The sequence below is a fragment of the Xanthobacter oligotrophicus genome, from assembly GCF_008364685.1.
Lineage (GTDB): Bacteria > Pseudomonadota > Alphaproteobacteria > Rhizobiales > Xanthobacteraceae > Xanthobacter > Xanthobacter oligotrophicus.
Genome location: NZ_VTTL01000013.1, coordinates 171,636 through 193,783 on the forward strand (window position 1 = coordinate 171,636; position 22,148 = coordinate 193,783).

Annotated in this window: 17 protein-coding genes; 7 read left to right on the forward strand and 10 right to left on the reverse strand. The window is 67.7% G+C overall.

From position 1 onward, the window contains the following. Positions 1-85 precede the first annotated feature (85 nt). From FZ033_RS21075 to FZ033_RS21100, 6 genes are all read right to left on the reverse strand, one after another. Positions 86-991 (reverse strand): hydroxymethylglutaryl-CoA lyase, encoded by a 906-nt coding sequence (locus FZ033_RS21075; RefSeq protein WP_149578013.1) that lies wholly within the window; start codon positions 989-991, stop codon positions 86-88. Further along, on the reverse strand, positions 991-2,991 hold the full coding sequence (locus FZ033_RS21080) for an acetyl/propionyl/methylcrotonyl-CoA carboxylase subunit alpha (RefSeq protein ID WP_149578014.1): 2,001 nt from the start codon (positions 2,989-2,991) through the stop codon (positions 991-993). The genes FZ033_RS21075 and FZ033_RS21080 overlap by 1 nt, the downstream gene beginning before the upstream one ends. 13 nt (positions 2,992-3,004) lie before the next feature. Next, positions 3,005-3,781 carry an enoyl-CoA hydratase/isomerase family protein gene (locus FZ033_RS21085; RefSeq protein WP_149578015.1) on the reverse strand — a complete coding sequence of 259 codons (777 nt, stop codon included), beginning with the start codon at positions 3,779-3,781 and terminating at the stop codon, positions 3,005-3,007. A 46-nt stretch (positions 3,782-3,827) separates the two neighbouring features. After that, entirely contained in the window at positions 3,828-5,435 is a 1,608-nt protein-coding gene (locus FZ033_RS21090) for a carboxyl transferase domain-containing protein (protein WP_149578016.1), read from the reverse strand. Positions 5,436-5,638: 203 nt separating this feature from the next. Then, positions 5,639-6,400: a TetR/AcrR family transcriptional regulator gene (locus FZ033_RS21095; protein ID WP_232847594.1), complete on the reverse strand. Its 762-nt coding sequence runs from the start codon at positions 6,398-6,400 to the stop codon at positions 5,639-5,641. A gap of 225 nt (positions 6,401-6,625) precedes the next feature. Continuing rightward, positions 6,626-8,209 carry an AMP-binding protein gene (locus FZ033_RS21100; protein ID WP_210247929.1) on the reverse strand — a complete coding sequence of 528 codons (1,584 nt, stop codon included), beginning with the start codon at positions 8,207-8,209 and terminating at the stop codon, positions 6,626-6,628. 220 nt (positions 8,210-8,429) lie between these two features. Between FZ033_RS21100 and FZ033_RS21105 the strand changes: the two genes are divergently transcribed. The 7 genes from FZ033_RS21105 (at position 8,430) to FZ033_RS21135 (ending at position 17,230) form a co-directional block, all read left to right on the forward strand. Next, positions 8,430-9,272: an ABC transporter ATP-binding protein gene (locus FZ033_RS21105; RefSeq protein ID WP_232847595.1), complete on the forward strand. Its 843-nt coding sequence runs from the start codon at positions 8,430-8,432 to the stop codon at positions 9,270-9,272. Positions 9,273-9,280: 8 nt separating this feature from the next. Then, a complete protein-coding gene (locus FZ033_RS21110) occupies positions 9,281-11,245 on the forward strand; it encodes a long-chain fatty acid--CoA ligase (RefSeq protein ID WP_149578018.1) in 1,965 nt (654 codons plus the stop codon). A gap of 130 nt (positions 11,246-11,375) precedes the next feature. After that, positions 11,376-12,269, forward strand: coding sequence for a branched-chain amino acid ABC transporter permease (locus FZ033_RS21115; protein ID WP_149578019.1), 894 nt, complete (start codon positions 11,376-11,378; stop codon positions 12,267-12,269). A gap of 3 nt (positions 12,270-12,272) precedes the next feature. Beyond that, positions 12,273-13,343, forward strand: coding sequence for a branched-chain amino acid ABC transporter permease (locus FZ033_RS21120; protein ID WP_012113886.1), 1,071 nt, complete (start codon positions 12,273-12,275; stop codon positions 13,341-13,343). A gap of 131 nt (positions 13,344-13,474) precedes the next feature. Then, the gene (locus FZ033_RS21125) at positions 13,475-14,755 is read left to right on the forward strand and encodes an ABC transporter substrate-binding protein (protein ID WP_149578020.1); all 1,281 of its coding nucleotides are present in this window, start codon (positions 13,475-13,477) and stop codon (positions 14,753-14,755) included. Positions 14,756-14,897: 142 nt separating this feature from the next. After that, positions 14,898-15,746 (forward strand): ABC transporter ATP-binding protein, encoded by an 849-nt coding sequence (locus tag FZ033_RS21130; RefSeq protein WP_149578021.1) that lies wholly within the window; start codon positions 14,898-14,900, stop codon positions 15,744-15,746. Between the two features lie 239 nt (positions 15,747-15,985). Next, on the forward strand, positions 15,986-17,230 hold the full coding sequence (locus FZ033_RS21135; RefSeq protein WP_188079609.1) for a phenylacetate--CoA ligase family protein: 1,245 nt from the start codon (positions 15,986-15,988) through the stop codon (positions 17,228-17,230). A 34-nt stretch (positions 17,231-17,264) separates the two neighbouring features. Here the strand turns inward: FZ033_RS21135 and thiE are convergent, their stop codons facing one another. From thiE to FZ033_RS21155, 4 genes are all read right to left on the reverse strand, one after another. Continuing rightward, the gene (gene thiE / locus FZ033_RS21140; protein ID WP_149578023.1) at positions 17,265-17,900 is read right to left on the reverse strand and encodes a thiamine phosphate synthase; all 636 of its coding nucleotides are present in this window, start codon (positions 17,898-17,900) and stop codon (positions 17,265-17,267) included. A 66-nt stretch (positions 17,901-17,966) separates the two neighbouring features. Beyond that, the gene (gene glcF / locus FZ033_RS21145; protein ID WP_149578024.1) at positions 17,967-19,286 is read right to left on the reverse strand and encodes a glycolate oxidase subunit GlcF; all 1,320 of its coding nucleotides are present in this window, start codon (positions 19,284-19,286) and stop codon (positions 17,967-17,969) included. 58 nt (positions 19,287-19,344) lie between these two features. Further along, a complete protein-coding gene (glcE, locus tag FZ033_RS21150) occupies positions 19,345-20,568 on the reverse strand; it encodes a glycolate oxidase subunit GlcE (RefSeq protein ID WP_149578025.1) in 1,224 nt (407 codons plus the stop codon). Between the two features lie 27 nt (positions 20,569-20,595). After that, positions 20,596-22,104 carry an FAD-linked oxidase C-terminal domain-containing protein gene (locus FZ033_RS21155; RefSeq protein WP_149578026.1) on the reverse strand — a complete coding sequence of 503 codons (1,509 nt, stop codon included), beginning with the start codon at positions 22,102-22,104 and terminating at the stop codon, positions 20,596-20,598. Positions 22,105-22,148: the final 44 nt, after the last annotated feature.

Genomic DNA, 22,148 nt, shown 5'->3' on the forward strand with positions numbered 1-22,148 from the left:
TACCGGCGAGCGCGCGGTGGTTTGGAACGAACGAGGACGGCGAAGCGCACGCGTGTCCGCCTTGCGGACTGGGCTGCGTCCCGCCTCACCCGGCCTTGGCGGCGAGCGCCTGTGCCACCTTCGAGGCGGGCGTGCGGCCCAAAGCGGCGGTGATGGCGCGGCCGGCGCCCGCGAGGGCGTTAAGGTCCACGCCGGTGTCCACGCCGAGGCCGTCCAGCATGTAGACGAGGTCCTCGGTGGCGAGATTTCCCGAGGCGCCCTTGGCGTAGGGGCAGCCGCCGAGGCCGGCTACCGCCGCGTCCACCGTGGCGATGCCCAGCTCCAGGCAGGCCAGCACATTGGCCAGCGCCTGCCCGTAGGTGTCGTGGAAATGCAGCGCCGTGCGCTCCACCCCGATCACGCCGGCCACCGCCCGCGCCATGGCCTTCGCCTTGTCCGGGGTGCCGACGCCGATGGTGTCGCCCAGCGAGACCTCATAGCAGCCCATGGCGATGAGGCGCTCGGACACCTCCACCACCTTGGCCACCGGCACCTCGCCCTGATAGGGGCAGCCCAGCACGCAGCTCACATAGCCGCGCACCGCCACGCCTTGCGCCTTCGCGAGGTCGAGCACAGGCGCGAAGCGCTCCAGGCTCTCGGCGATGGAGCAATTGATGTTTTTCTGGCTGAAGGCTTCCGACGCGGCGGCGAACACCGCCACCTCCTCCACGCCGGAGGCGAGCGCCAGCTCCAGCCCCTTCAGGTTGGGGGTGAGAACCGGATAGCGCACGCCGTCGCGCCGATCGATCTCAGCCAGCACGTGCGCCGTGTCCGCCATCTGCGGCACCCATTTGGGTGAGACGAAGGAGCCGCTCTCGATCATCGTCAGCCCGGCGCCGGCGAGGGCGTCGATGAGCGCCACCTTGGCGGCGACGGGGACGAGGCCGGGCTCGTTCTGGAGCCCATCGCGCGGCCCTACCTCGACGATGCGCACCGATGCCGGGCGGGTCATCACGCGTCCTCCAGAACCAGAAGCTCGGCGCCCTCGTCCACGAGGTCGCCCACGGCGAATTTCAGCGTCTTCACCTTGCCGTCGCGCGGCGCGGCGACGGTGTGCTCCATCTTCATGGCCTCCACCACCACGAGGGCGGCGCCCTTCGCCACCTCCTGGCCTTCCTCCACCGCGATGCGGATGATGGTGCCGGGCATGGGCGCCACCAGCCGGCCGGCGGTGCCGGTGGCGGCCTGGGAGGCAAGGCGCGGGTCGATGAACTCGACGCCATATTCCCCGCCCCGCACGAACACGGTGAGATGCGCGCCGGTGCGGATGACCCGCGCCGACAGGGCGACGCCGTCGAGCCGGGCGCGCAGGGTGCCATCGGCCTCCGTGTCGCCTTCCACGCTCATGTCGCCGCCCGGCAGGCTGAGGACGAAGCCGGAGGGCCGGAAATGGGCGCGCACGGCGATGCGTCGTTCGCGGTCGGCGAAGGTCAGGTCCACATGGGCGTCGCGGTTCAGCCGCCAGCCCGGCGCGAGGCCCCACGGCGAGAACGGGTCGGCCGCATCCACCGCCTCGGCGGACTGGCGCGCTTCCTCCTTCAGGATGGAGAGGGCGGCGAGCGCCAGCACCGTATCGTCCACCGGCTGGGGCGGGGGCAAAAGCTGGTCCTGGTGGCGGGCGATGAAGTTGGTGTCCAGCTCCGCCGCCGCGAAAGCGGGATGGGTGGCGATGGCCTTCAGGAACACCCGGTTGGTGGCAAGGCCCACCACTTCCGTGGCCGCGAGGGCGGCGTCCAGCCGGCGCACCGCCTCGGTGCGGTCGGCGCCGGAGACGATGATCTTGGCGATCATGGGATCGTAATGGATGGAGACCGTGTCGCCTGAACGCACGCCCGTATCCACCCGCGTGCCCTGGAGATGGAAGGGCAGCACCAGATGGTCGAGACGGCCCACCTGCGGCAGGAAATCCCGCGCCGGGTCCTCCGCATAGAGCCGCACCTCGATGGCGTGGCCCTTGAGCGGGATGTCGGCCTGGGCGAGGGGCAGCTTTTCGCCCTGCGCCACCTTGATCTGCCACTCCACCAGATCCTGCCCGGTGATGCTCTCGGTGACCGGATGCTCCACCTGGAGGCGGGTGTTCATCTCCATGAAGTAGAAGTGCTCGCCCTCGGCGATGAATTCCACCGTGCCGGCGCCCACATAGCCCACCGCCTTGGCGGCATCCACCGCCGCCTTGCCCATGGCGGCGCGGCGCTCCGGTGTCATGCCGGGGGCGGGGGCTTCCTCCACCACCTTCTGGTGGCGGCGCTGGATGGAGCAGTCGCGCTCGTGCAGATAGACCGCGTTGCCGTGGCTGTCGGCGAAGACCTGCACCTCGATATGGCGGGGGGTGGTGAGATATTTCTCCACCAGCACCCGGTCGTCGCCGAAGGCGCTTTTTGCCTCGCGCTGGGCCGAGGCGAGGGCATCCGGAAATTCTTCCGCCGACCGCACCACCTTCATGCCCTTGCCGCCGCCGCCGGCGGACGCCTTGATGAGCACGGGAAAGCCGATGCGTTCGGCTTCCCGGGCGAGCAGGTCCGGATCCTGGTCCTCGCCGTGATAGCCGGGCACCAGCGGCACGCCGGCCTTCTCCATCAGCGCCTTGGCCGCGCTCTTGGAACCCATGGCGCGGATGGCGGAAGCCGGCGGGCCGACGAAGACGATGCCCGCCTTCTCGCAGGCCTCGGCGAAGGCGGCGTTTTCCGACAGGAAGCCGTAGCCGGGATGGATGGCATCCGCCCCGCTCTTCCGCGCCGCGTCGAGGATGGCGTCGATTCGCAGGTAGCTCTCGCGGGCGGGTGCCGGGCCGATGGGATAGGCCTCGTCCGCGCTCGCCACGTGGAGCGCATGGGCGTCCGCCTGCGAATAGACGGCGACGGTGCGCAGGCCCAAGGCCTTGGCGGTGCGCATGACGCGCACGGCGATCTCGCCGCGATTGGCGACGAGCAGGGTGCGGATCGCTTTGGTCATGCGGCCCCCCGGTTCATGCGGTCCCCCATTTGGGTTTTCTTTTTTCGAGGAAGGCGGAAACGCCCTCGCGCCCGTCGGCGCTCACGCGCTGGTCGGCGATGCGGCGGGCGGTGTCCTGCAGCACGGTCTGGTCGAAGGGCCGGTCCACGGCGGCGATCAGCGCCTTGGTGGCAGCCATGGCGCCGGGGCTTGCCGCCTTCAGCGCCTTGAGATGCCGGGCGATGGCGGCGTCCAGTTCCTCGGCCGGCACAACCTCGTGCACGAGGCCCAGGGCGAGCGCGGTTTCGGCGGAGAAGCGCTCGGCGGTGAGGAAATAGCGCCGCGCCTGCCGCGCCCCCATGGCCCGCACCAGATAGGGGCTGATGACCGAGGGAATGAGGCCGATGCGCACCTCGGTGACGGCGAATTCCGCTTCCGGCACCGCCACCACGATGTCGCTCGCGGCGATCAGCCCGGTGGCGCCGGCGAAGGCCGAGCCGTGCACCCGCACCAGCGTCGGCTTGGGGCACAGGTCGATGGTGCGCATGAGCGTCGCCAGCGCCATGGCGTCGGCGAGGTTCTCCTGCCGCGAATAGGCGGCCATGCGGCGCATCCAGTTGAGGTCCGCGCCGGCGCAGAAGGTGGGGCCGTTGGCCCGGAGCAGGACGGCGTAGACCTCCGGATCGATGGTGGCGGCGTCATAGGCGCGGGTGAGCGCGGCGATGAGCGCATCGTCGAAGGCGTTGCGCACCTGCGGCCGATCCAGGGTGATGATGGCGACGCCATCCTCGACGGTGGTGATGAGGCTCATGGAGCGGTCCTCCGGACCCGGCCGTGAACGCGGGTGGCGCGCGCCATCACATGCGGAACACGCCGAAGCGCGTCTCCTGCTCGGGGGCGTTCAGTGCGGCGGAGAGGGCGAGGGCCAGCACCATGCGGGTGTCGGCGGGGTCGATGACGCCGTCGTCCCACAGCCGCGCCGAGGAATAATAGGGATGGCCCTGCACCTCGTACTGGGCGCGGATGGGGGCCTTGAAGGCCTCCTCCTCGTCGGCCGACCAGGTGCCGCCGCGGGCCTCGATGCCGTCGCGCTTCACCTGGCCGAGCACGCCGGCCGCCTGCTCGCCGCCCATCACCGAGATGCGGGCGTTGGGCCACATCCACAGGAAGCGGGGATCGAAGGCGCGCCCGCACATGCCGTAATTGCCGGCGCCGAAGGAATTGCCGATCACCACCGTGAACTTGGGCACGGCGGCGCAGGACACGGCAGTGACGAACTTCGCCCCGTCCTTGGCAATGCCGCCGGCCTCGTACTTCCGGCCGACCATGAAGCCAGTGATGTTCTGCAGGAACACGAGGGGAATATTGCGCTGGCAGCACAGTTCCACGAAGTGGGCGCCCTTCAGCGCGCTCTCGGAGAACAGGATGCCGTTGTTGGCGATGATGCCCACGGGATAACCGAAGATGCGGGCGAAGCCGGTCACCAGCGTCTGGCCATAGAGCGGCTTGAACTCGTCGAACTCCGACCCGTCCACGATGCGGGCGATGATCTGCCTCACGTCGAAGGGCTGCTTGGGGTCGGCTGAGACGATGCCGTAGATGTCCTTCGTATCGTAGAGCGGCGCGCGCGGCTCGCGGATGTCGAGGGAATGGGCCTTGGTGGCGTTGAGATCGGCCACGATGGAGCGGGCGATGCCCAGTGCGTGGGCGTCGTTCTCCGCCATGTGGTCGGCAACGCCGGAGGTGCGGGTGTGCACGTCGGCCCCGCCCAGCTCCTCGGCGGTGACCACCTCGCCGGTGGCGGCCTTCACCAGCGGCGGCCCGCCGAGGAAGATGGTGGCCTGGTTCTTCACCATGATGGACTGGTCGGCCATGGCCGGCACATAGGCGCCGCCCGCCGTGCACGAGCCCATGACCACGGCGATCTGCGGGATGCCGTCCGCCGACATGTGGGCCTGGTTGAAGAAGATGCGGCCGAAATGCTCGCGGTCGGGAAAGACCTCGTCCTGATTCGGCAGGTTGGCACCGCCGGAATCCACAAGGTAGATGCAGGGCAGGTGGTTTTCCCGGGCGATGGCCTGGGCCCGCAGGTGCTTCTTCACCGTGACGGGATAATAGGTGCCGCCCTTCACGGTGGCGTCGTTGGCGACGATGACGCATTCGCGGCCCGAGACCCGGCCGATGCCGGTGATGATGCCGGCGGCGGGCACCTCGTCGCCATACATGCCGTGGGCGGCGAGCTGCGACAGTTCGAGGAACGGCGAGCCGGTGTCGAGCAGAGTGCGGATGCGGTCCCGCGGCAGCAGCTTGCCGCGCTTCAGGTGTCGCTCGCGCGCCACTTCCCCGCCGCCCTCGGCGACGCGCTCCACCGTGGTGCGCAGGTCGGCGACGGAGGCCTCAAGGGCCTGACTGTTGCGGCGGAAGGTGTCGGAGCGGCGGTCCACCGCGTCCTCAATGATCGCCATGAGCGCTCTCGCCCCCGAAAAGACGGGCCGATGACCCCGGCCCAACTGCGATTGACCGAACGGAGAAGGACGCGCGCCCGTCGCCTCGATGGGCGGGCGGCAGGTGGGCGCGTCATCCTCCGGTGCCGGTCATTGCCGGCTTGGAAACGATCGTACGTTTTTTTCCGGGGCGCGCAAGGGCCATGGCGGCATGAAAAGGGCTTTTACGCGCGCGCCGTTTTGGGCCGTGCGACGCGGGGCTTGGCGCGCGTGCCGCTGTCGCGGGGCTGGGCGGCGACGGCTTCCAGCGGTTTGGCGCGGGCGGCGGTTGCCGGGCCGGGTCCGGTGGCGCCGTCCACCACGAGGCCGGTGTAGATCTCCACCAGCTCGTCCTGGGAGAGCCGCCCGCCGGGGCGGTACCACATGCAGATGCCGGTGAGCATGGAGATGATGGCGTAGGTGGCGACCTTGGGCTCGCTCACCTGGAACACGCCGTCCTGCGCACCCTGCCGCAGGATCTCCTCCAGCAGTCCTTCGTAGCGCCGGCGCAGGGCGACCACCACGGCGCGATGCTCGTCCTCCAGGCTGCGGATCTCCATGTTGGCGATGAAGACATGGGCCATGCGCGTCATGTGGTAGCGCAAATGGAAGGCGGAGAAGGTCTTCAGCTGCGCCAAGGGGTCGGTGATGCCCTCGAGGTCCGCCTCGGCCTTGCCGAGCAGGTCCTCCATGTGGTCGCGCACGATGTCGAACAGCAGGTTCTGCTTGTTCGCGAAATATTTGTAGAGCGAGCCGGACTGCAGCCCCACCTCGGCGGCGAGCTGCCGGAGGCTCATGGCCTCGTAGCCGTGCTTGTAGATGAGCTTGACGCCCGCCTGGCGGATGGCTTCGGCGGTACGGGCGCCGTTGGAACCGATGGTGCGCGCCATGGCCTTCTGGAACTTTTGTGCGCCCGGCCGCCGGGCGGTCGGAAGCGGGTGGGACATGCGGATCGAGGATCCGGCCCGGAGGGCGACTTTAGTCTGACGTGCGCCGCCCCCGCTCGGCAATGGCATCCTGCGACAAGAATTGCCGCTTGACCACAATAAAAAAGAACGCTTGATTGTTTATTGAACTCGGCAAAACGACCGGGCATGCGCCAAGCCAGCCGCATCAAGCGGGGCGCAAAGAACGAAGGGAGACGCAGACATGGCGACCGACAGGGCGCGACATCAATCCTTGTGCATCGAGATGGCGTGGGATGCCTGCCCGCTGTAGTGGACGCAGCCGTCGGCATCCATGTGGCCGGTATCCCCGATGATGTAATAGGCGCTTCCGAACCTGAATCTGGCTTTCGTTGCGGCCTCGTCCTTCCTGTAGGCACGAAACCAGAAAAGCGGCGAGCGCCGGACGTGGATCGCCAGTATTCCTTCGGTGCCCACGCCCAGTTCTGCACCATTGTCGTCGAGGACGACCAGGGAAAAGCCGGGCGCGACCTGGCCGACGGAAACCCGGTTCAGGGAGCGGGGGTCATGCGGGTCATGCTTCATGCCTATGATCATCCCCGCCTCGCGGTGTCCGTACTGGTTGATCAGGGGCACGCCGAGCTTCTGCGTCACCCAGGCGATGATGTCCCGAGGCAACGGCTCGCCGCCGACGGTCACCACGCGCAGCGCGAGCTGGTGCGAGGCCGCGCTGGGATCGCCGCGCCACCAGGCCTTGATCTGGGAGGGTGCGGCGGTGAGGTTGGTGACACGGAATTTCGACAGGACGCGATAGCCCTGCGAGACATCGTAGGGTCCATCGCAGAACAGGATGGAGCTGCCGATCAGGAGCGGGCCGACGAGACCGTAGAAGATCCCGTATTCCCAGCCCTGGTCGGTCATGTTCCAGAACACGTCCTCGTCCCGGACATCAAGCCCGAGACGCATGTATTGCTCGATTGCGGCCAGGGCGCGGACGGGGGTGAACAGGCCGTACCTGGGTTCGACCGTCTTCGTTGAATAGGTCATGATGAAAGGGTCGTCTGCCGCATAGGTCGCGGCTTCGGCCAACGGCTCGGCCTCGTAGATCGATGACCAGAACTGGGTGACCCGGCCTTCTATGCGGTTGATGTGGTCCCCTTCCACGAGAAAGACCGGCGTTGATGGCTTGATGTATTTGCGGGCGCGCTCCACCAGCACCCGATCTGCAACGATGGCCTTGACGCCGCTCGTTTCCAGGCGGGCGTTCACCGCCGAGGCGGAATAGGTGGAGAACAGCGGCATGTAGACGGCGCCGACCCGCCAGATGGCGAGCGCGGCGATGATCAGTTCGACGCCCTTGGGCAGCATGACGGCAACGCAATCGCCTTTCCTGATGCCGATGGTCGCCAATACACGGGCAAAGCGTGATGAATAGTCGGCAAGCCTGCCAAAGCTCAGTTCCGAAGTCTGGCCCGAGACGGATTCATGGATCATGGCCGGATGCGAGCGCTTGCCGGGCAGATGCCGGTCGCAGAGCAGATGAGCGAGGGCAATGGCGTCTCCACGATACTCCGGCCGTTGGTACAGGCTCGGAACCGATGCGGCATCGCTCTCCGTCGCGGTCTCCGCCGGCATCGTGCCCGCGCGGCGGCCGAGGCTCAGGCAGAAGGCGCCGAGCGTGTAGAGGCGGGTCGCCGGATCATAGGCGAGAAGGCCCTCGTGAACGAGCGTCGCAGCCAGGCGGTGGGTCGTGGGCTTCGACAGGCCGGTGCTCGCCGTGAGGTCGGCTAGCCGCGCGCCATGGGTCGGCGCGTCGGCCACCGCCCGCAGAACGGCAACGGCACGGGACAAGCTTTGAGCCCCCTTGGGGGAGGTAGAGTCGGGATCCAAAGGCTCAGTCATGTCTCATAATGTGAGACTAACAGGGGGTGTTGGCAATATTTTTTCGAAGTTGTCCGGATGCTCTTGAAACATTCGAGATGCCGCTGGATAATGATGATTAATACCGTCTCACAATATGAGACGATGGCTCAGAGAAGCCGCCCCGTGTACGGGAATGAGGGAGGGGAATATGTCGCTACCCGCAGCTTCGGCTGGGGCTGATCCGGGCACGGCTGCCCTCTTGAGTATCGAGAACATTTCGCTCCGGTTCGGCGGCCTCAAGGCGCTGTCCGATGTGAGCTTCCATGTGCGCCACGGCGAGCTGTTCTCCATCATCGGGCCGAACGGCGCCGGCAAGACCTCCATGCTCAACTGCATCTCCGGGCGCTACACGCCGAGCGAGGGGCGGGTGGTGTTCGACGGCGAGAATGTGACCCGGCTGAAGCCCAACCGCCGCGCCGCCATCGGCATCGGCCGCACCTTCCAGAATCTGGCGCTGTTCAGCCACATGAGCGTGCTCGACAACATCATGGTCGGCCGCCACCATCTGTTGAAGAACAACTTCCTCACCGGCGCGCTCTACTGGATCGGCGGGGCGCAGAAGGAAGAGCTGGAGCATCGCCGCAAGGTGGAGGAAGTGATCGACTTCCTCGACATCCAGCATGTGCGCAAGGCCGCCGCCGGCACTCTCTCCTACGGCCTCCGGAAGCGGGTGGAGCTGGCCCGCGCGGTGGCGCTGGAACCCAAGCTCATCCTGCTCGACGAGCCCATGGCGGGCATGAACCTGGAAGAGAAGGAGGACATGGCCCGCTACATCGTCGACCTCAACGAGGAGTGGGGCATGACCATCATCATGATCGAGCACGACATGGGGGTGGTGATGGACATTTCCCACCGCGTCATGGTGCTGGATTTCGGCAAGAAGCTGGTGGAGGGCGAGCCCGCCGAGGTGCTGGCCGATCCGCATGTGCGCAAGGCCTATCTGGGCGAGGACGATCTCGACGAGGCGGCCCCCGCCGCCATGACCGCGTGAGGTCCGCCATGTCCGATATCACCGCCGCCCCCCTTGCAGCCTATCCGGACGTTGCCGTCCACGACACCATGCCGAAGCTGCTGGCGCTCAACGCCCGCACCCACCCGAACGACACCTGGCTGCGCGAGAAGGACCTCGGCATCTGGATCTCTTACACCTGGGCGCAGGTGGCCGAGCGGGTGCGCAACATCACCCTCGGCTTCACCACGCTGGGGGTGGCCCGCGGCGACGTGATTGGGCTGCTGGGCGACAACCGCCCCGAATGGCTGATGGGCGAGATCGCCACCCACGCGCTGGGCGGCATGAGCCTCGGCATCTATCGCGACGCCCTCGGGGACGAGGTGGCCTATCTCATCACCTATGCGGACGTGGCGGTGGTGTTCGCCGAGGACGAGGAGCAGGTGGACAAGCTGCTCTCCCTCGAGGAGAAGATCCCCACCGTCCGCCACATCGTCTATGCGGACCCGCGCGGCATCCGCAAATATGACGACCCGCGCCTGATCTCCCTGAAGGATCTGGAAGCGCGCGGCGCGGCGGAGGCGGCGCGCGATCCCGCCGCCTATGACCGGCTGGTGGCGCAGGGCAAGGCTGACGACGTGGCCATCCTGTGCACCACCTCGGGCACCACGTCCCATCCCAAGCTCGCCATGCTCACCGGCGGCGCGCTGCTGCGCCACTGCCGCGCCTATCTGGACATGGACCCGCGCACCAGCGCCGACGAATATGTCAGCGTGCTGCAGATGCCGTGGATCATGGAGCAGATCTACGCCTTCGGCCAGGCGCTCATCTCCCGCATGAAGGTGAACTTCGTGGAGGAGCAGGAGACGCTCATGGCCGACATGCGCGAGATCGGCCCCTCCTTCGTGCTGTTCGCCCCCCGGGTGTGGGAGCAGATCGCCGCCGACGTGCGCTCCCGCATGATGGATTCTTCGGCCCTGAAGCGCGGCATGTTCGAGCTGGGCATGAAGCTGGGGCTGAAGGCGCTGGACCAGGGCCGGCGCTCGCCTTTGGCGGACTTCATCCTGTTCCGGGCGCTGCGCGACCGGCTCGGCTTCTCGCACCTGAAATCCGCCGCCACCGGAGGCGCTGCGCTGGGGCCGGACACCTTCCGCTTCTTCCTGGCGCTCGGCGTGCCCATGCGCCAGCTCTACGGCCAGACCGAGCTGCTCGGCGCCTATACGCTGCACAAGGCGCAGGACGTGGATTTCGACACCGTGGGCGTGCCCTTCGACGGCGTGGAGATCCGCATCGACGATCCCGATCCCAACGGCCTCGGTGAGGTGGTGACGCGCCACGGCAACGCCTTCACCGGCTACTTCCGCAATGACGAGGAGACCGCGAAATCCTTCGTGGACGGCGGCTGGATGCGCACCGGCGATGCCGGCTTCTTCAACACGCGCGGCCACCTCGTGGTCATCGACCGCATCCGCGACATGGCGCAGACGGCGCATGGCGATCGCTTCTCGCCGCAATACATCGAGAACAAGCTGAAGTTCTCGCCCTATGTGGCCGAGGCGGTGGTGCTGGGCGATGGGCGTGACAGCCTCGCCGCGCTCATTTGCATCCGCTTCTCCATCGTCTCCAAATGGGCGGAGAAGAACCGCATCTCGTTCACCACCTATACGGACCTCTCGGCCCGGCCCGAGGTCATCGCGCTGTTGCGCAAGGAAGTGGAGGCGGTGAACCGCACCCTGCCGGAGAAGCAGCGCATCGGCCGCTTCCTCCTGCTCTACAAGGAGCTGGACGCCGACGACGGCGAGCTGACGCGCACCCGCAAGGTGCGCCGGGGCGTCATCAACGAGCGCTACGGCACCATCATCGACGCCATGTACGCGGGCGAGAAGGTGATCGACGTGGACACCACCATCACCTTCCAGGACGGCACCCGCCAGCGCATCCAGACCAAGCTCGATGTCATCGACCTCGGCGCGCCATCGCCCCGCAAGGACGACGGGAAGAGGAGGGCGGCATGATGGTCTGTTCCGTTTCGCTCCGGCTTTCGCCCTCTGCGTGCAGAACCATTGCCGGTGCGGCATCCCGCCGCCCCTTCCCCCTCCCAACCCTCCCCCGCAAGCGGGAGAGGGCTTTTGACGGGAGCCTCTGATGCAATCCCAGCTCCTTCTCCAGCTCATCATCAACGGGCTCATCATCGGCACGCTCTATGGCGTGGTGGGCATGTGCTTCGTGCTCATCTACAAGGCGTCGCAGGTGGTGAACTTCGCCCAGGGCGAGTTCCTGCTCATCGGCGCCTGGACCTGCTGGTGGCTGCTGACGGCGTGGAACATCCCCTTCTTCTGGGGTTTCCTCATCGCCGTGTGCTTCATGATGGTGTTCGGCATCGTGGTGCAGATGGTGGTGCTGCGCCCGCTCATCGGCGAGCCGATCATCTCGGTGATCATGGTCACCATCGGCATGTCCATCTTCTTCCAGGCGCTGATGAAGTGGATGTTCGGCACCTTCGCCCAGCCGTTCCCGCCCATCTTCAGCGTGGACAAGGTGAACATCCTCGGCCTGCAGGTGCAGACCGCTTACCTGATGTCCACCGGCGTCAGCCTTGCCATCATGGCCGGCTTTGCGTGGTTCTTTAAGTATTCGCGGCTGGGGCTCGCCATGCGCGCCACCGCCTTTTCCCAGCAGGTGGCGCAGTCGCTGGGCATCTCGGTGCGCCAGGTGTTCGCCCTGTCCTGGGGCATCTCGGCGGCGGTGTCGGCGGTGGCCGGCGTGGTGGTGGGCATCGTGAACGGGGTGTCCTCCGCGCTGTCCTATTTCGGCATCAAGGTGTTCCCGGCGGTGATCCTCGGCGGTCTCGACAGCGTGTTCGGCGCGGTGGTGGGCGGCCTCATCATGGGCTTGCTGGAAAACCTCGCCCAGTTCGTCGACAGCCAGTACCTGAAATGGGGCAACCTCTATGAGATCGTCCCGTTCTACGCGCTCATCATCATCCTGATGATCAAGCCCTACGGGCTGTTCGGCACCCGCGACATCGAGAGGGTCTGATCCATGGCCATCGACACCCTGCGCCCGTGCGGCGACTACCGCACCAGCTACAAGGCCGACCAGACCATCTTCGCGACCCGCCTCACCATGCTGTTCTGCGTGGCGGGCGTGGTGCTGGCCTGTTTCGCGCCCTTCTTCTTCTCGCGCTACATTCTGAGCCTGATGATCCAGATCGGCTATCTGGGCATCGCCGCGCTGGGGCTGAACATCCTCGTCGGCTTCTCCGGGCAGATCTCGGTGGGCCACGCGGTGTTCTTCGGCTTCGGCGGCTTCGCCTCCGCCTTCCTCGCCGACAAGGGCGTGCCGGTGCCGCTGGCCATCGTGCTGGCGGGGCTGTGGACGACCGCGGTGGGCCTTCTGTTCGGCCTGCCGGCGGCGCGGGTGAAGGGGCTGTATCTCGCCATCGCCACGCTCGCCGCCCAGTTCATTCTGCAGGATTTCTTCGTGCGGGCGGAATGGTTCACCGGCGGCACACACGGCGCCATGGCCGCGCCCTTCACCCTGTTCGGCTACGACCTGTCCGGCGACGATCGTTATTTCTACGTGGTGCTGTTCTTCGTGGTGGTCATGTATCTGGGCGCCGCCAACCTCATGCGCTCGCGCGATGGCCGGGCGCTGATCGCGGTGCGCGACCATTATCTCTCCGCCGAGATGATGGGCGTGAACCTCACCAAGTACCGCACCATGGCGTTCGGCATCTCCTCCTTCTATGCCGGCATCGGTGGCGCGCTCTATGCGCACTATGTGGGCTTCATGTCGGTGGAGGGGCTGGATATCCTGTTCTCCATCCAGTTCCTCGGCATGATCATCATCGGCGGGCTCGGCTCCATCATGGGCTCGCTCATGGGCACCATCTTCATGGTGCTTTTGCCCGAGGCCACCGGCTGGCTCGCCTCGGCCCTGTCGGGTAGCGTCATCGACCAGGTGCTGCACCTGAAGGACGGCCTCACCTACATGCGCGAGATGCTGATCGGCCTCACCATCATCCTGTTCCTGATCTTCGAGCCGGACGGCCTCGCCCACCGCTGGCGCCTCATCAAGGCCTATTGGAAACTCTATCCCTTCTCTTACTGATCAAAAGCCCGCGCGGCGCTTGAGCGGTTCAAGGTGCGGATGCGTCAGCATCCTCGCACCTTGGTGAAAGACCCTGGACAGAGGCCACGCAGAACGGCCCGTCCAAAACGGAAACCCAAGGAGAGAACAAGATGAAGAAGATCGCTTTGTCCCTCGTCTCGGCGCTGGCGCTCACGGCCGCCGCGCCGGCTCTGGCCCAGTCCATCAACATCGGCCATCTCGCCGATTATTCCGGCGGCACCTCGGACGTGGGCCAGCCCTATGGGCAGGCCGTCCAGGACACCATCGCCTGGATCAACGCCAATGGCGGCGTCAACGGCAAGAAGATCGATTCCGACTTCAACGAATACGGCTACCAGGTGCCGCGCGCGCTGGCCGCCTTCAAGAAGTGGGTCGGCACCAACAAGGTGGTGGCCATCCAGGGCTGGGGCACGGCGGATACCGAGGCCCTCGTGGGCATGGTGACCAAGGAAGAGATTCCCTATTATTCCGGCTCCTATTCCGCCTCCCTCACCGACCCCAAGGGCAAGGTGAACGAGAAGAGCGAGCGCGCCGCGCCGTTCAACTTCTTCTACGGCCCGTCCTATTCGGACGCCGCCCGCGCCATGGTGAAGTGGGCCGCCGACGACTGGAAGGCCAAGGGCAAGCCCGGCAAGCCCAAGTGGGTGCACATGGGCGCCAACCATCCCTTCCCCAACTCGCCCAAGGCGGCCGCCGATGCTTATGCGAAGGAGCTGGGCTTCGAGGTTCTGGACCCCATCACCTTCGCCCTCACGCCGGGTGACTACACCCCCCAGTGCCTGACCTTGAAGCAGTCGGGCGCCAACTACGCCTATCTCGGCAACACCGCCGGCTCCAACATCTCGGTGCTGAAGGCCTGCAAGACGGCGGGCGTGGACGTGCAGTTCTTCGGCAATGTCTGGGGCATGGACGAGAACGCCGCCAAGGCCGCCGGCGAGGCGGCGAACGGCGTCGTGTTCCCGGTGCGCACCGGCGTCACCTGGGCCGGCAGCGCGCCGGGCATGGCGACCATGAAGGAGATTTCCAAGATCTCCGATCCCTCCGGCACCGCCTATCGGCCAGTGCACTACCTCGCCGCCGTCTGCACCGCCCTCTACATGAAGGAGGCCATGGAGTGGGCGGACAAGAACGGCGGCGTGACCGGCGTGAAGATCCGCGACGGCATGTACCAGAAGAGCGACTGGGTGCCGAAGGGCACCGAGGGCGTGTGCAATCCCTCCACCTGGACCGCCACCGACCACCGCCCCACCACCCGTGTCGACCTCTACCGCTCGGTGGTGAACGGCCCCACCGACGCCTCCGTGGCGGACCTGGTGAAGAGCGGCGTCATCAAGCTGGAGAAGGTCGCCACCATCGACCTGCCGCGCAAGACGGAATTGCAAGGCTGGTGAACGGAACAGCGAGCGTCATGGCCGGGCTTGTCCCGGCCATCCACGCCCGGCGGCCGGGCACCACGCCTCAATGTCGTGCAAGCGGCACGGCGTGGATGCCCGGGACAAGCCCGGGCATGACGGTTCGACAGGGATGAATGCCATGGCAGAGGCCGCACTGAAGTTCGAAACACCCGCCGATCCTTCGGCCGAGACCGCGCCGCCGCTGTTGGCGGTGGACAATATCGAGGTGGTCTACAACGACGTTATCCTGGTGCTGCGCGGGCTTTCGCTGAAGGTGCCCAAGGGCCAGATCGTCGCCCTGCTCGGCTCCAACGGCGCCGGCAAGTCCACCACGCTGAAAGCCATCTCCGGCCTGCTCAAGACCGAGGACGGCGAGATCACCCGCGGCGACGTCACCTTCCTCGGCGAGAAGATCAACGGCATCGAGCCGGACAAGATCGTCCGGCGCGGCATCTTCCAGGTGATGGAGGGCCGGCGCATCATCGCCGACATGACGTGCCTGGAAAACCTGCGCCTCGGCGCCTTCACCCGGCGCGACAACGAGGTGAAGAGCGACATCGAGCGCGTCTACGAATACTTCCCGCGCCTTCGGGAGCGCACCGGGCTCGCCGGCTATCTCTCCGGCGGCGAGCAGCAGATGCTGGCCATCGGCCGCGCCATCATGTCCCGCCCCAAGCTCATCCTCATGGACGAGCCCTCCATGGGCCTGTCGCCGCTGCTGGTGAAGGAGGTGTTCTCCATCATCAAGAAGCTCAACCAGGAGCTGGGCGTGACCATCCTTCTGGTGGAGCAGAACGCGCGGGTGGCGCTCTCGGTGGCGGACTACGGCTACATCATGGAGCAGGGCAAGATCGTGCTCGACGGCACGGCGGACATGCTGCGCTCCAACGAGGACGTGAAGGAATTCTACCTCGGCCAGGGCGGCGGCGAAGAGCGCAAGTCGTTCAAGAACCTGAAGAGCTTCAAGCGCCGGAAGCGGTGGCTGTGACGGCTTGAACATGGCTTTCGGCCCCGCCGGCTCCGCCCCCACCCAATCCTCCGCCGCAAGCGGGAGAAGGCTTTTCCCGCTTGCTCCGCCGTGGCCCCCCTCCCGCCCGAGGACGGATGTTTCCGGCCTCGGCTCATGGGAACCGAACTCGGCAACAGCCGAGTTCGGGCGGGGGAGGGCTGGGGAGGGGGCAAGGGCGTGCGGTTTCCAACGTGTCCCGCGGCAATAGAGACTGTCAGATGACCGATCCGAACCGCCATTACGATGCCTGCGAGATCCGCGATCCCGAAGCCCGCGAACAGGCGCTGATGGCGGCGCTTGCCGCCCAGGTCGCCCACGCCAGGGCGAAGGCGCCTTACTTCGCGAGCCTCTTCAAGGACGTGGACCCGCAGGCGGTGAACACCCGCGCCGCTCTCGCAAAGCTCCCGGTCACCCGCAAGTCGGACCTGCTGGAGATCCAGCCGAAGAGCTACCCCTTCGGCGGGCTCAATGCGACGGCGCCGGGCAAGCTGGCGCGCATCTTCATGTCGCCGGGGCCGATCTATGATGCGGAAGGCCATGGCGCCGATTTCTGGCGGTTCGCGCGCGGCCTGTTCGCCGCCGGCTTCCGCGCCGGCGACATCGTCCACAATTGCTTTTCCTATCACCTCACCCCCGCCGGCTCGATGGTCGAGAGCGGCGCCCATGCGCTCGGCTGCGCGGTGGTGCCGGCGGGGGTCGGTCAGACCGACCTGCAATTGCGCGCCATCGCCGACATCCGCCCCCAGGGCTATGGCGGCACGCCGTCCTTCCTGAAGATCCTGGTGGACAAGGCGCGCGAGACCGGCACCGACATCTCCTCGCTCAAGAAGGCGCTGGTGTCTGGGGAGGCCTTCCTGCCGCCCCATCGCGCCGAGTTGAAAGCCGCCGGTATCGCCGCCCGCCAGTGCTACGGCACGGCGGACCTCGGCCTCGTGGCCTACGAGAGCGAGGCGGAGGAGGGCATGATCGTGGACGAGGGCTGCCTCATCGAAATCCTGCGCCCCGGCACCGGCGATCCGGTGGAGGCGGAAGGCGAGGTGGGCGAGGTGGTCGTCACCCTGTTCGAGCCCGACTATCCCCTCGTGCGCTTCGCCACCGGGGACCTCTCCGCCGTGCTGCCGGGCCTCAGCCCATGCGGGCGCACCAACATCCGCCTTAAGGGCTGGATGGGTCGGGCCGACCAGGTGACCAAGATCCGCGGCATGTTCGTCCACCCGGTGCAGGTGAGCGCGGCGGTGAAGAAGCATCCGGCCGTGGCGAAGGCCCGCCTCGTGGTGGATCGCATGGGCGATCAGGACGACATGCTGCTTGAAGTGGAAGTCGCCGATGTCGGTGAACTTTCCGAAGCCGCGCTGCTGGAGGACCTGCGCGCCACCACCAAGCTGCGCGGCCGCGTGGCCCTGCTGGCGCCCGGCACCCTGCCGGCCGACGCCAAGACCATCGAGGATCGCCGGCCGGTGTGAAGCCCGCGCCGCCTCAGCCGAAGTCGGTAACGTCTCAGCGCGCGGCTGCGACAGCCGCTTTCAGCGCCCGGGCGGCCTGCTCGGGATCGCTGGCCGCGCAGATGGCGGAAACCACCGCCACCCCGTCCGCCCCGGCGCGGATCACGTCAGCCACGTCTGCCGTTCCAAGACCGCCGATGCCGACGATGGGCAGGCGCGTCAGCGCCCGGATGGCCGCCACCCCGGCGGCTCCGATGGCGCCACCCGCGTCGGCCTTGGTGCCGGTGGCTTTCACCGGGCCGACGCCGAGATAATCCACGCTGCCAAGGTCCGACGCGGCATATTCCGCCGGATTGCCCACCGACAAGCCGAGGATGCGCGACGGCCCCAGCACGGTGCGGGCGTCGGCGGGGGTCATGTCGTCCTGGCCCAGATGCACCCCGTCCGCATCCGCCGCCACCGCCACGTCCACCCGGTCATTGATGATGAGCGGGATGCCGAGCGGCGCGAGCAGCGCCTTCAGCGCGCGGGCCTGCTCCACCAGTGCCCGGCCGTGGGCGTCGGGATCGCGCAGCTGGACGATGGTGGCGCCGCCTCTCACCGCCGCATCCACCGTCGCCAGCAGGCCGCGTGTCGCAACCAGGCGCGGGTCAGTGACGAGATAGAGGGTGAGGTCGAAGGGCTTGGGCATCCTGGATCCTGCGTGGGTGAATTATTGCCAGCGATCCGGGATCGCCGGCGACCGCGTTCCGTACGCTCACGCCGCCTTGGCGGTTCCGGAAAACCCCGCCGGCGCCGGGCCGCCCATGGCCCAGTCCAGCAGCTCCACCGTGTGCGCCACCGGCACGCCGGTTCCGGAGCCGATCTGCGCCATGCAGCCGATGTTGCCGGCGGCGATGATGTCGGGCGAAAGCGCCTCCAGCGTCCCCACCTTCTTCCCCTTGAGCTGATCGGCGATCTCGCTCTGGAGCATGTTGTAGGTGCCCGCCGAGCCGCAGCACAGGTGCGGGTCGAACGGCTCGGCCACCTCGAAGCCCACCGCGCGCAGCAGTTCCACCGGCGGGCCCTTCACCTTCTGCCCGTGCTGGAGCGAGCAGGCCGAATGATAGGCCACCCGGCGGCCCAGCGGCGCCGGAGCCTTCGGCAGGCCGAGGCCGTAGAGGAACTCGCTGATGTCGCGGGTGATGGCCGAGACCCGCGCCGCCTTGTCCTTGTAGGCGGCATCGAGGCGCAGCATGTGGCCGTAATCCTTGATGGGCGTGCCGCAGCCGGAGGTGGTGACGAGGATGGCGTCGAGCCCCGGCCCGTCCATCTCGCGGGTCCAGGCGTCCACATTGGTGCGGGCGAAGGCGTGGGCCTCCTCCTCGCGCCCCATGTGGTGGACCAGGGCACCGCAGCAGCCTTCACCCTGCACCCGCACCACCTCGACCCCGAGCCGGGTGAGCAGGCGGATGGCGGCATCGTCGATCTCGGGGCGCAGCACCGGCTGGGCGCAGCCGCGCAACAGCGCCACCCGCGCCCGCCGCTCGCCTTGGGCCGGGAAGGTGCCCGGCGCCTCGTGGTGGGAGCGGCCGTTGGGCATGCCGGGCGACAGCCGGAGCATGGCGGCGAGCGGCTTCAGGCCGGGGATCTTCGCCAGCAGGGGCGCGAACGGCTTGCCCACCATGGCGCCCATGAGGGCGAGGCGGAAGCGGTCCGGATAGGGCAGCACCTTGGCGAGCATGGCCCGCATGAGCCGGTCGCCGGACGGCCGCACATAGGTCTTCTCGATGTGGACGCGGGCCTGGTCCACCAGGTGCATATAGTTCACGCCCGAGGGGCAGGTGGTCATGCACGACAGGCAGGAGAGGCAGCGGTCGATGTGCTTGACCTCCTGCTCTGTGGCCGGCCGGTCGTTCTCCAGCATGTCCTTGATGAGGTAGATGCGCCCGCGCGGGGAATCGAGTTCATCGCCGAGCAGCACGTAGGTGGGACAGGTGGCGGTGCAGAAGCCGCAATGCACGCAGGTGCGCAGGATCTTTTCCGCCTCCGCCACATGCGGATCGGCGAGCTGGGCGAGGGAGAAATGGGTCTGCATGGTCGCTCAGCCGTGAAAGGGAGGCAGGGAACGGGAAGGACGGGGACGGCTTGCCATCTCACATCCCCGCATGCATGCGGCCCGGGTTCAGCACCAGGCCGGGGTCGAAGCTTTCCTTGACCCTTTTGGTGAGGGCCGCCAGCGGCCCGTCGAGGGGCTGGAACACCGAAGTACGGGCGCGCTCGGCGGCGGTGGCGCGGATCAGCGTCGCATGGCCGCCATGGGGAGCGAGGGCAGCGCGCACTTCATCCGCGTGGGCGCTTTCTCCGGGCAGGCACAGCCAGATGAGGCCACCGGCCCAGTCGCAATAGGCCTCGCCACCAAGATCGGCCGCAAGGCGCGTGGCCAGGGCCGGCCCGGCCATGGGCTGGGTGGAAAGGCGCCACACCGCCCGCTCGCCGAGGCCGCAGAAGGGTGCCACATCGCGCACGCCCAGCCATAGGGCGCGGGAGGCGTCGGTTTCCAGCACATCCGCCGCGCCGAAGGGGGCGAGCACCGCGCGCAGCATGGCCCGCCGCGCGGTGACCGAAGGCGCGACGCCCTCAAGGCGCAGCGCCACCACGGCGGGCGAGCCGGACAGCCCCGGCAGGCGCCCGGCCACCCCCTCGGGCAGGAAGCCGGCGCCGGACACCTCGCAGGACGAGCCCATGGCCGCCGACAGCGCGGCCGCCGCCGCCTCGGGAGAGGCGACCTTCGCCACCAAGGTCTCTTCCATGGGCGGGCGGGGCAGCACCTTCAGGGTGATCTCGGTGGCGACGCAGAGCGTGCCGAAAGCGCCGGCCATGAGGCGCGGCAGGTCGTAGCCGGTGACGTTCTTCACCACCCGGCCGCCGGACTTGAACGGCTCGCCGCGGCCGGACACCGCCTTGATGCCGAGGGCATGGTCGCGCACCGCCCCATGGCTGATGCGGCGGGGACCCGACAGATTGACCGCGAACAGGCCGCCAAGGGTACCGGAGGTCGTGCCGGCCCCGGCCGGGCTGCCGAGGAGGGGGGCAGGATCCATGGGCTCGAAGGCGAGCATCTGTCCGCTCGCCGCCAGCATGTCCTCGATGTCCGCGCGCGGGGTGGCGGCGCGGGCGGAGAGCACCAGCTCCTCCGGCTCGTAGAGGGTGACGCCGGTGAGGGCGGACAGATCGAGGGTGAGGTCGGTCTGGCTCGGGCGGCCCACGGTGCGCTTGGAGCCGTGGCCGCGGATCTCAAGCGTCTTGCCGGCGGAAAGCGCGGTGCGGACCGCGTCCGCGACCTCGCCGTCGTCGCGCGCTGCGATGATGTCGCTCATCGGATGGCCTTAGGCTGTTGGCGCGCCCTAGAAGCGCGGCAGGTCCGGGAAGGGCAGGGCGCCGCCGCTCACATGCATGCGGCCGAACTCGGCGCAGCGGTGGAGGGTGGGGAACACCTTGCCGGGATTGAGCAGGCTCTTGTCGTCGAACGCGCATTTCATGCGCTGCTGCTGGGCGAGGTCGACCTCGTTGAACATGGTGTCCATGAGGTCGCGCTTCTCCACCCCCACCCCGTGCTCGCCGGTGAGCACGCCGCCCACCTCCACGCACAGGCGCAGGATGTCGGCGCCGAAGCTCTCGGCCGCGTGCAGTTCGCCCGGCGCGTTCGCGTCATAGAGAATGAGCGGGTGCAGGTTGCCGTCGCCGGCATGGAACACGTTGGCGCAGCGCAGGCCGTATTTCGCGCCAAGCTCCCGCATGCGGGCGAGCACGAAGGGCAATTGCCGGCGCGGGATGGTGCCGTCCATGCACAGATAATCGGGCGACAGGCGCCCCACCGCCGGGAAGGCGGCCTTGCGCCCGGCCCAGAAGCCGAGCCGCTCGGCCTCGCTGGTGGAAACCCGCAGGGTGACGCAATTGCAGGCCTGCGCGATGCGCGTCACCTCTTCCAGCAGGTGGGCGCACTCCGCCTCCGGCCCGTCCAGCTCGACGATGAGCAGGGCTTCCACGTCGAGGGGATAGCCCACGTTCACGAAGGCCTCGGCGGCGGCAATGGCATCCTTGTCCATCATCTCGATGCCGGCCGGGATGATGCCGGCGGCGATGATCCGGGCGACGCATTCGCCGGCGTCTTCCGAGGTGGGGAAGCCCACGAGCACGGCCCGGGCGGTGTCCGGCTTCTTCAGCAGGCGCACGGTGACTTCCGTCACCACGCCCAGCAGCCCCTCCGAGCCGATGACGACGGAGAGCAGATCGAGCCCGCCGGCGTCGAGATGCTTGCCGCCGAGGCGCACGATCTCGCCGGTGATGAGCACCAGCTCGGCGCCGAGCACATTGTTGGTGGTGAGGCCGTATTTCAGGCAGTGCACGCCGCCGGAATTCTCCGCCACATTGCCGCCGATGGTGCAGGCGATCTGGGAGGAGGGGTCGGGCGCGTAATAGAAGCCGAGATGGTCCACCGCCTTGGAGATGCCGAGGTTGGTCACCCCCGGCTGCACCACGGCGCAGCGGTTGGGGGTGTCGATCTCCAGAATCTTGTTGAACTTGCCCATGCCGAGCAGCACCGCATCTTCCAGCGGCAGCGCGCCGCCGGAGAGCGAGGTGCCGGCGCCGCGGGGCACCACGCGGATCTCGTTGTCGTGGCAATATTTGAGCACCGCCGCCACCTGCGCGGTGGTGGAGGGCAGCACCACCACGAGGGGCAGCTGCTTGTAGGCGGTGAGGGCATCCGATTCGTAAGGGCGCATCTCCCGCTCGTGGGCGATGACGCCCTCGCCGGGGACGATGGCCCTGAGGTCGGCGATGATGTCACTGCGGCGGGCGAGCACCCGCGCGTCTGCGTCCGGCATCCTGAGGCCCGGAGCTGTTCCCGTCATGTGGCGGTCCCTCTTTGAGCCCGTTCTCTTTAGGGGGAACTATA

What these genes read in the sequence shown, in the direction of transcription:
- FZ033_RS21125 (WP_149578020.1), top strand. Translation starts at nt 13,475, where the DNA reads ATGAAGAAGATCGCTTTGTCCCTCGTCTCGGCGCTGGCGCTCACGGCC.
- FZ033_RS21115 (WP_149578019.1), top strand. Translation starts at nt 11,376, where the DNA reads ATGCAATCCCAGCTCCTTCTCCAGCTCATCATCAACGGGCTCATCATC.
- FZ033_RS21095 (WP_232847594.1), bottom strand. Translation starts at nt 6,400, where the DNA reads ATGTCCCACCCGCTTCCGACCGCCCGGCGGCCGGGCGCACAAAAGTTC.
- FZ033_RS21105 (WP_232847595.1), top strand. Translation starts at nt 8,430, where the DNA reads ATGTCGCTACCCGCAGCTTCGGCTGGGGCTGATCCGGGCACGGCTGCC.
- FZ033_RS21120 (WP_012113886.1), top strand. Translation starts at nt 12,273, where the DNA reads ATGGCCATCGACACCCTGCGCCCGTGCGGCGACTACCGCACCAGCTAC.
- FZ033_RS21110 (WP_149578018.1), top strand. Translation starts at nt 9,281, where the DNA reads ATGTCCGATATCACCGCCGCCCCCCTTGCAGCCTATCCGGACGTTGCC.
- thiE (WP_149578023.1), bottom strand. Translation starts at nt 17,900, where the DNA reads ATGCCCAAGCCCTTCGACCTCACCCTCTATCTCGTCACTGACCCGCGC.
- glcF (WP_149578024.1), bottom strand. Translation starts at nt 19,286, where the DNA reads ATGCAGACCCATTTCTCCCTCGCCCAGCTCGCCGATCCGCATGTGGCG.
- FZ033_RS21090 (WP_149578016.1), bottom strand. Translation starts at nt 5,435, where the DNA reads ATGGCGATCATTGAGGACGCGGTGGACCGCCGCTCCGACACCTTCCGC.
- FZ033_RS21075 (WP_149578013.1), bottom strand. Translation starts at nt 991, where the DNA reads ATGACCCGCCCGGCATCGGTGCGCATCGTCGAGGTAGGGCCGCGCGAT.
- FZ033_RS21085 (WP_149578015.1), bottom strand. Translation starts at nt 3,781, where the DNA reads ATGAGCCTCATCACCACCGTCGAGGATGGCGTCGCCATCATCACCCTG.
- FZ033_RS21130 (WP_149578021.1), top strand. Translation starts at nt 14,898, where the DNA reads ATGGCAGAGGCCGCACTGAAGTTCGAAACACCCGCCGATCCTTCGGCC.
- glcE (WP_149578025.1), bottom strand. Translation starts at nt 20,568, where the DNA reads ATGAGCGACATCATCGCAGCGCGCGACGACGGCGAGGTCGCGGACGCG.
- FZ033_RS21135 (WP_188079609.1), top strand. Translation starts at nt 15,986, where the DNA reads ATGACCGATCCGAACCGCCATTACGATGCCTGCGAGATCCGCGATCCC.
- FZ033_RS21080 (WP_149578014.1), bottom strand. Translation starts at nt 2,991, where the DNA reads ATGACCAAAGCGATCCGCACCCTGCTCGTCGCCAATCGCGGCGAGATC.
- FZ033_RS21155 (WP_149578026.1), bottom strand. Translation starts at nt 22,104, where the DNA reads ATGACGGGAACAGCTCCGGGCCTCAGGATGCCGGACGCAGACGCGCGG.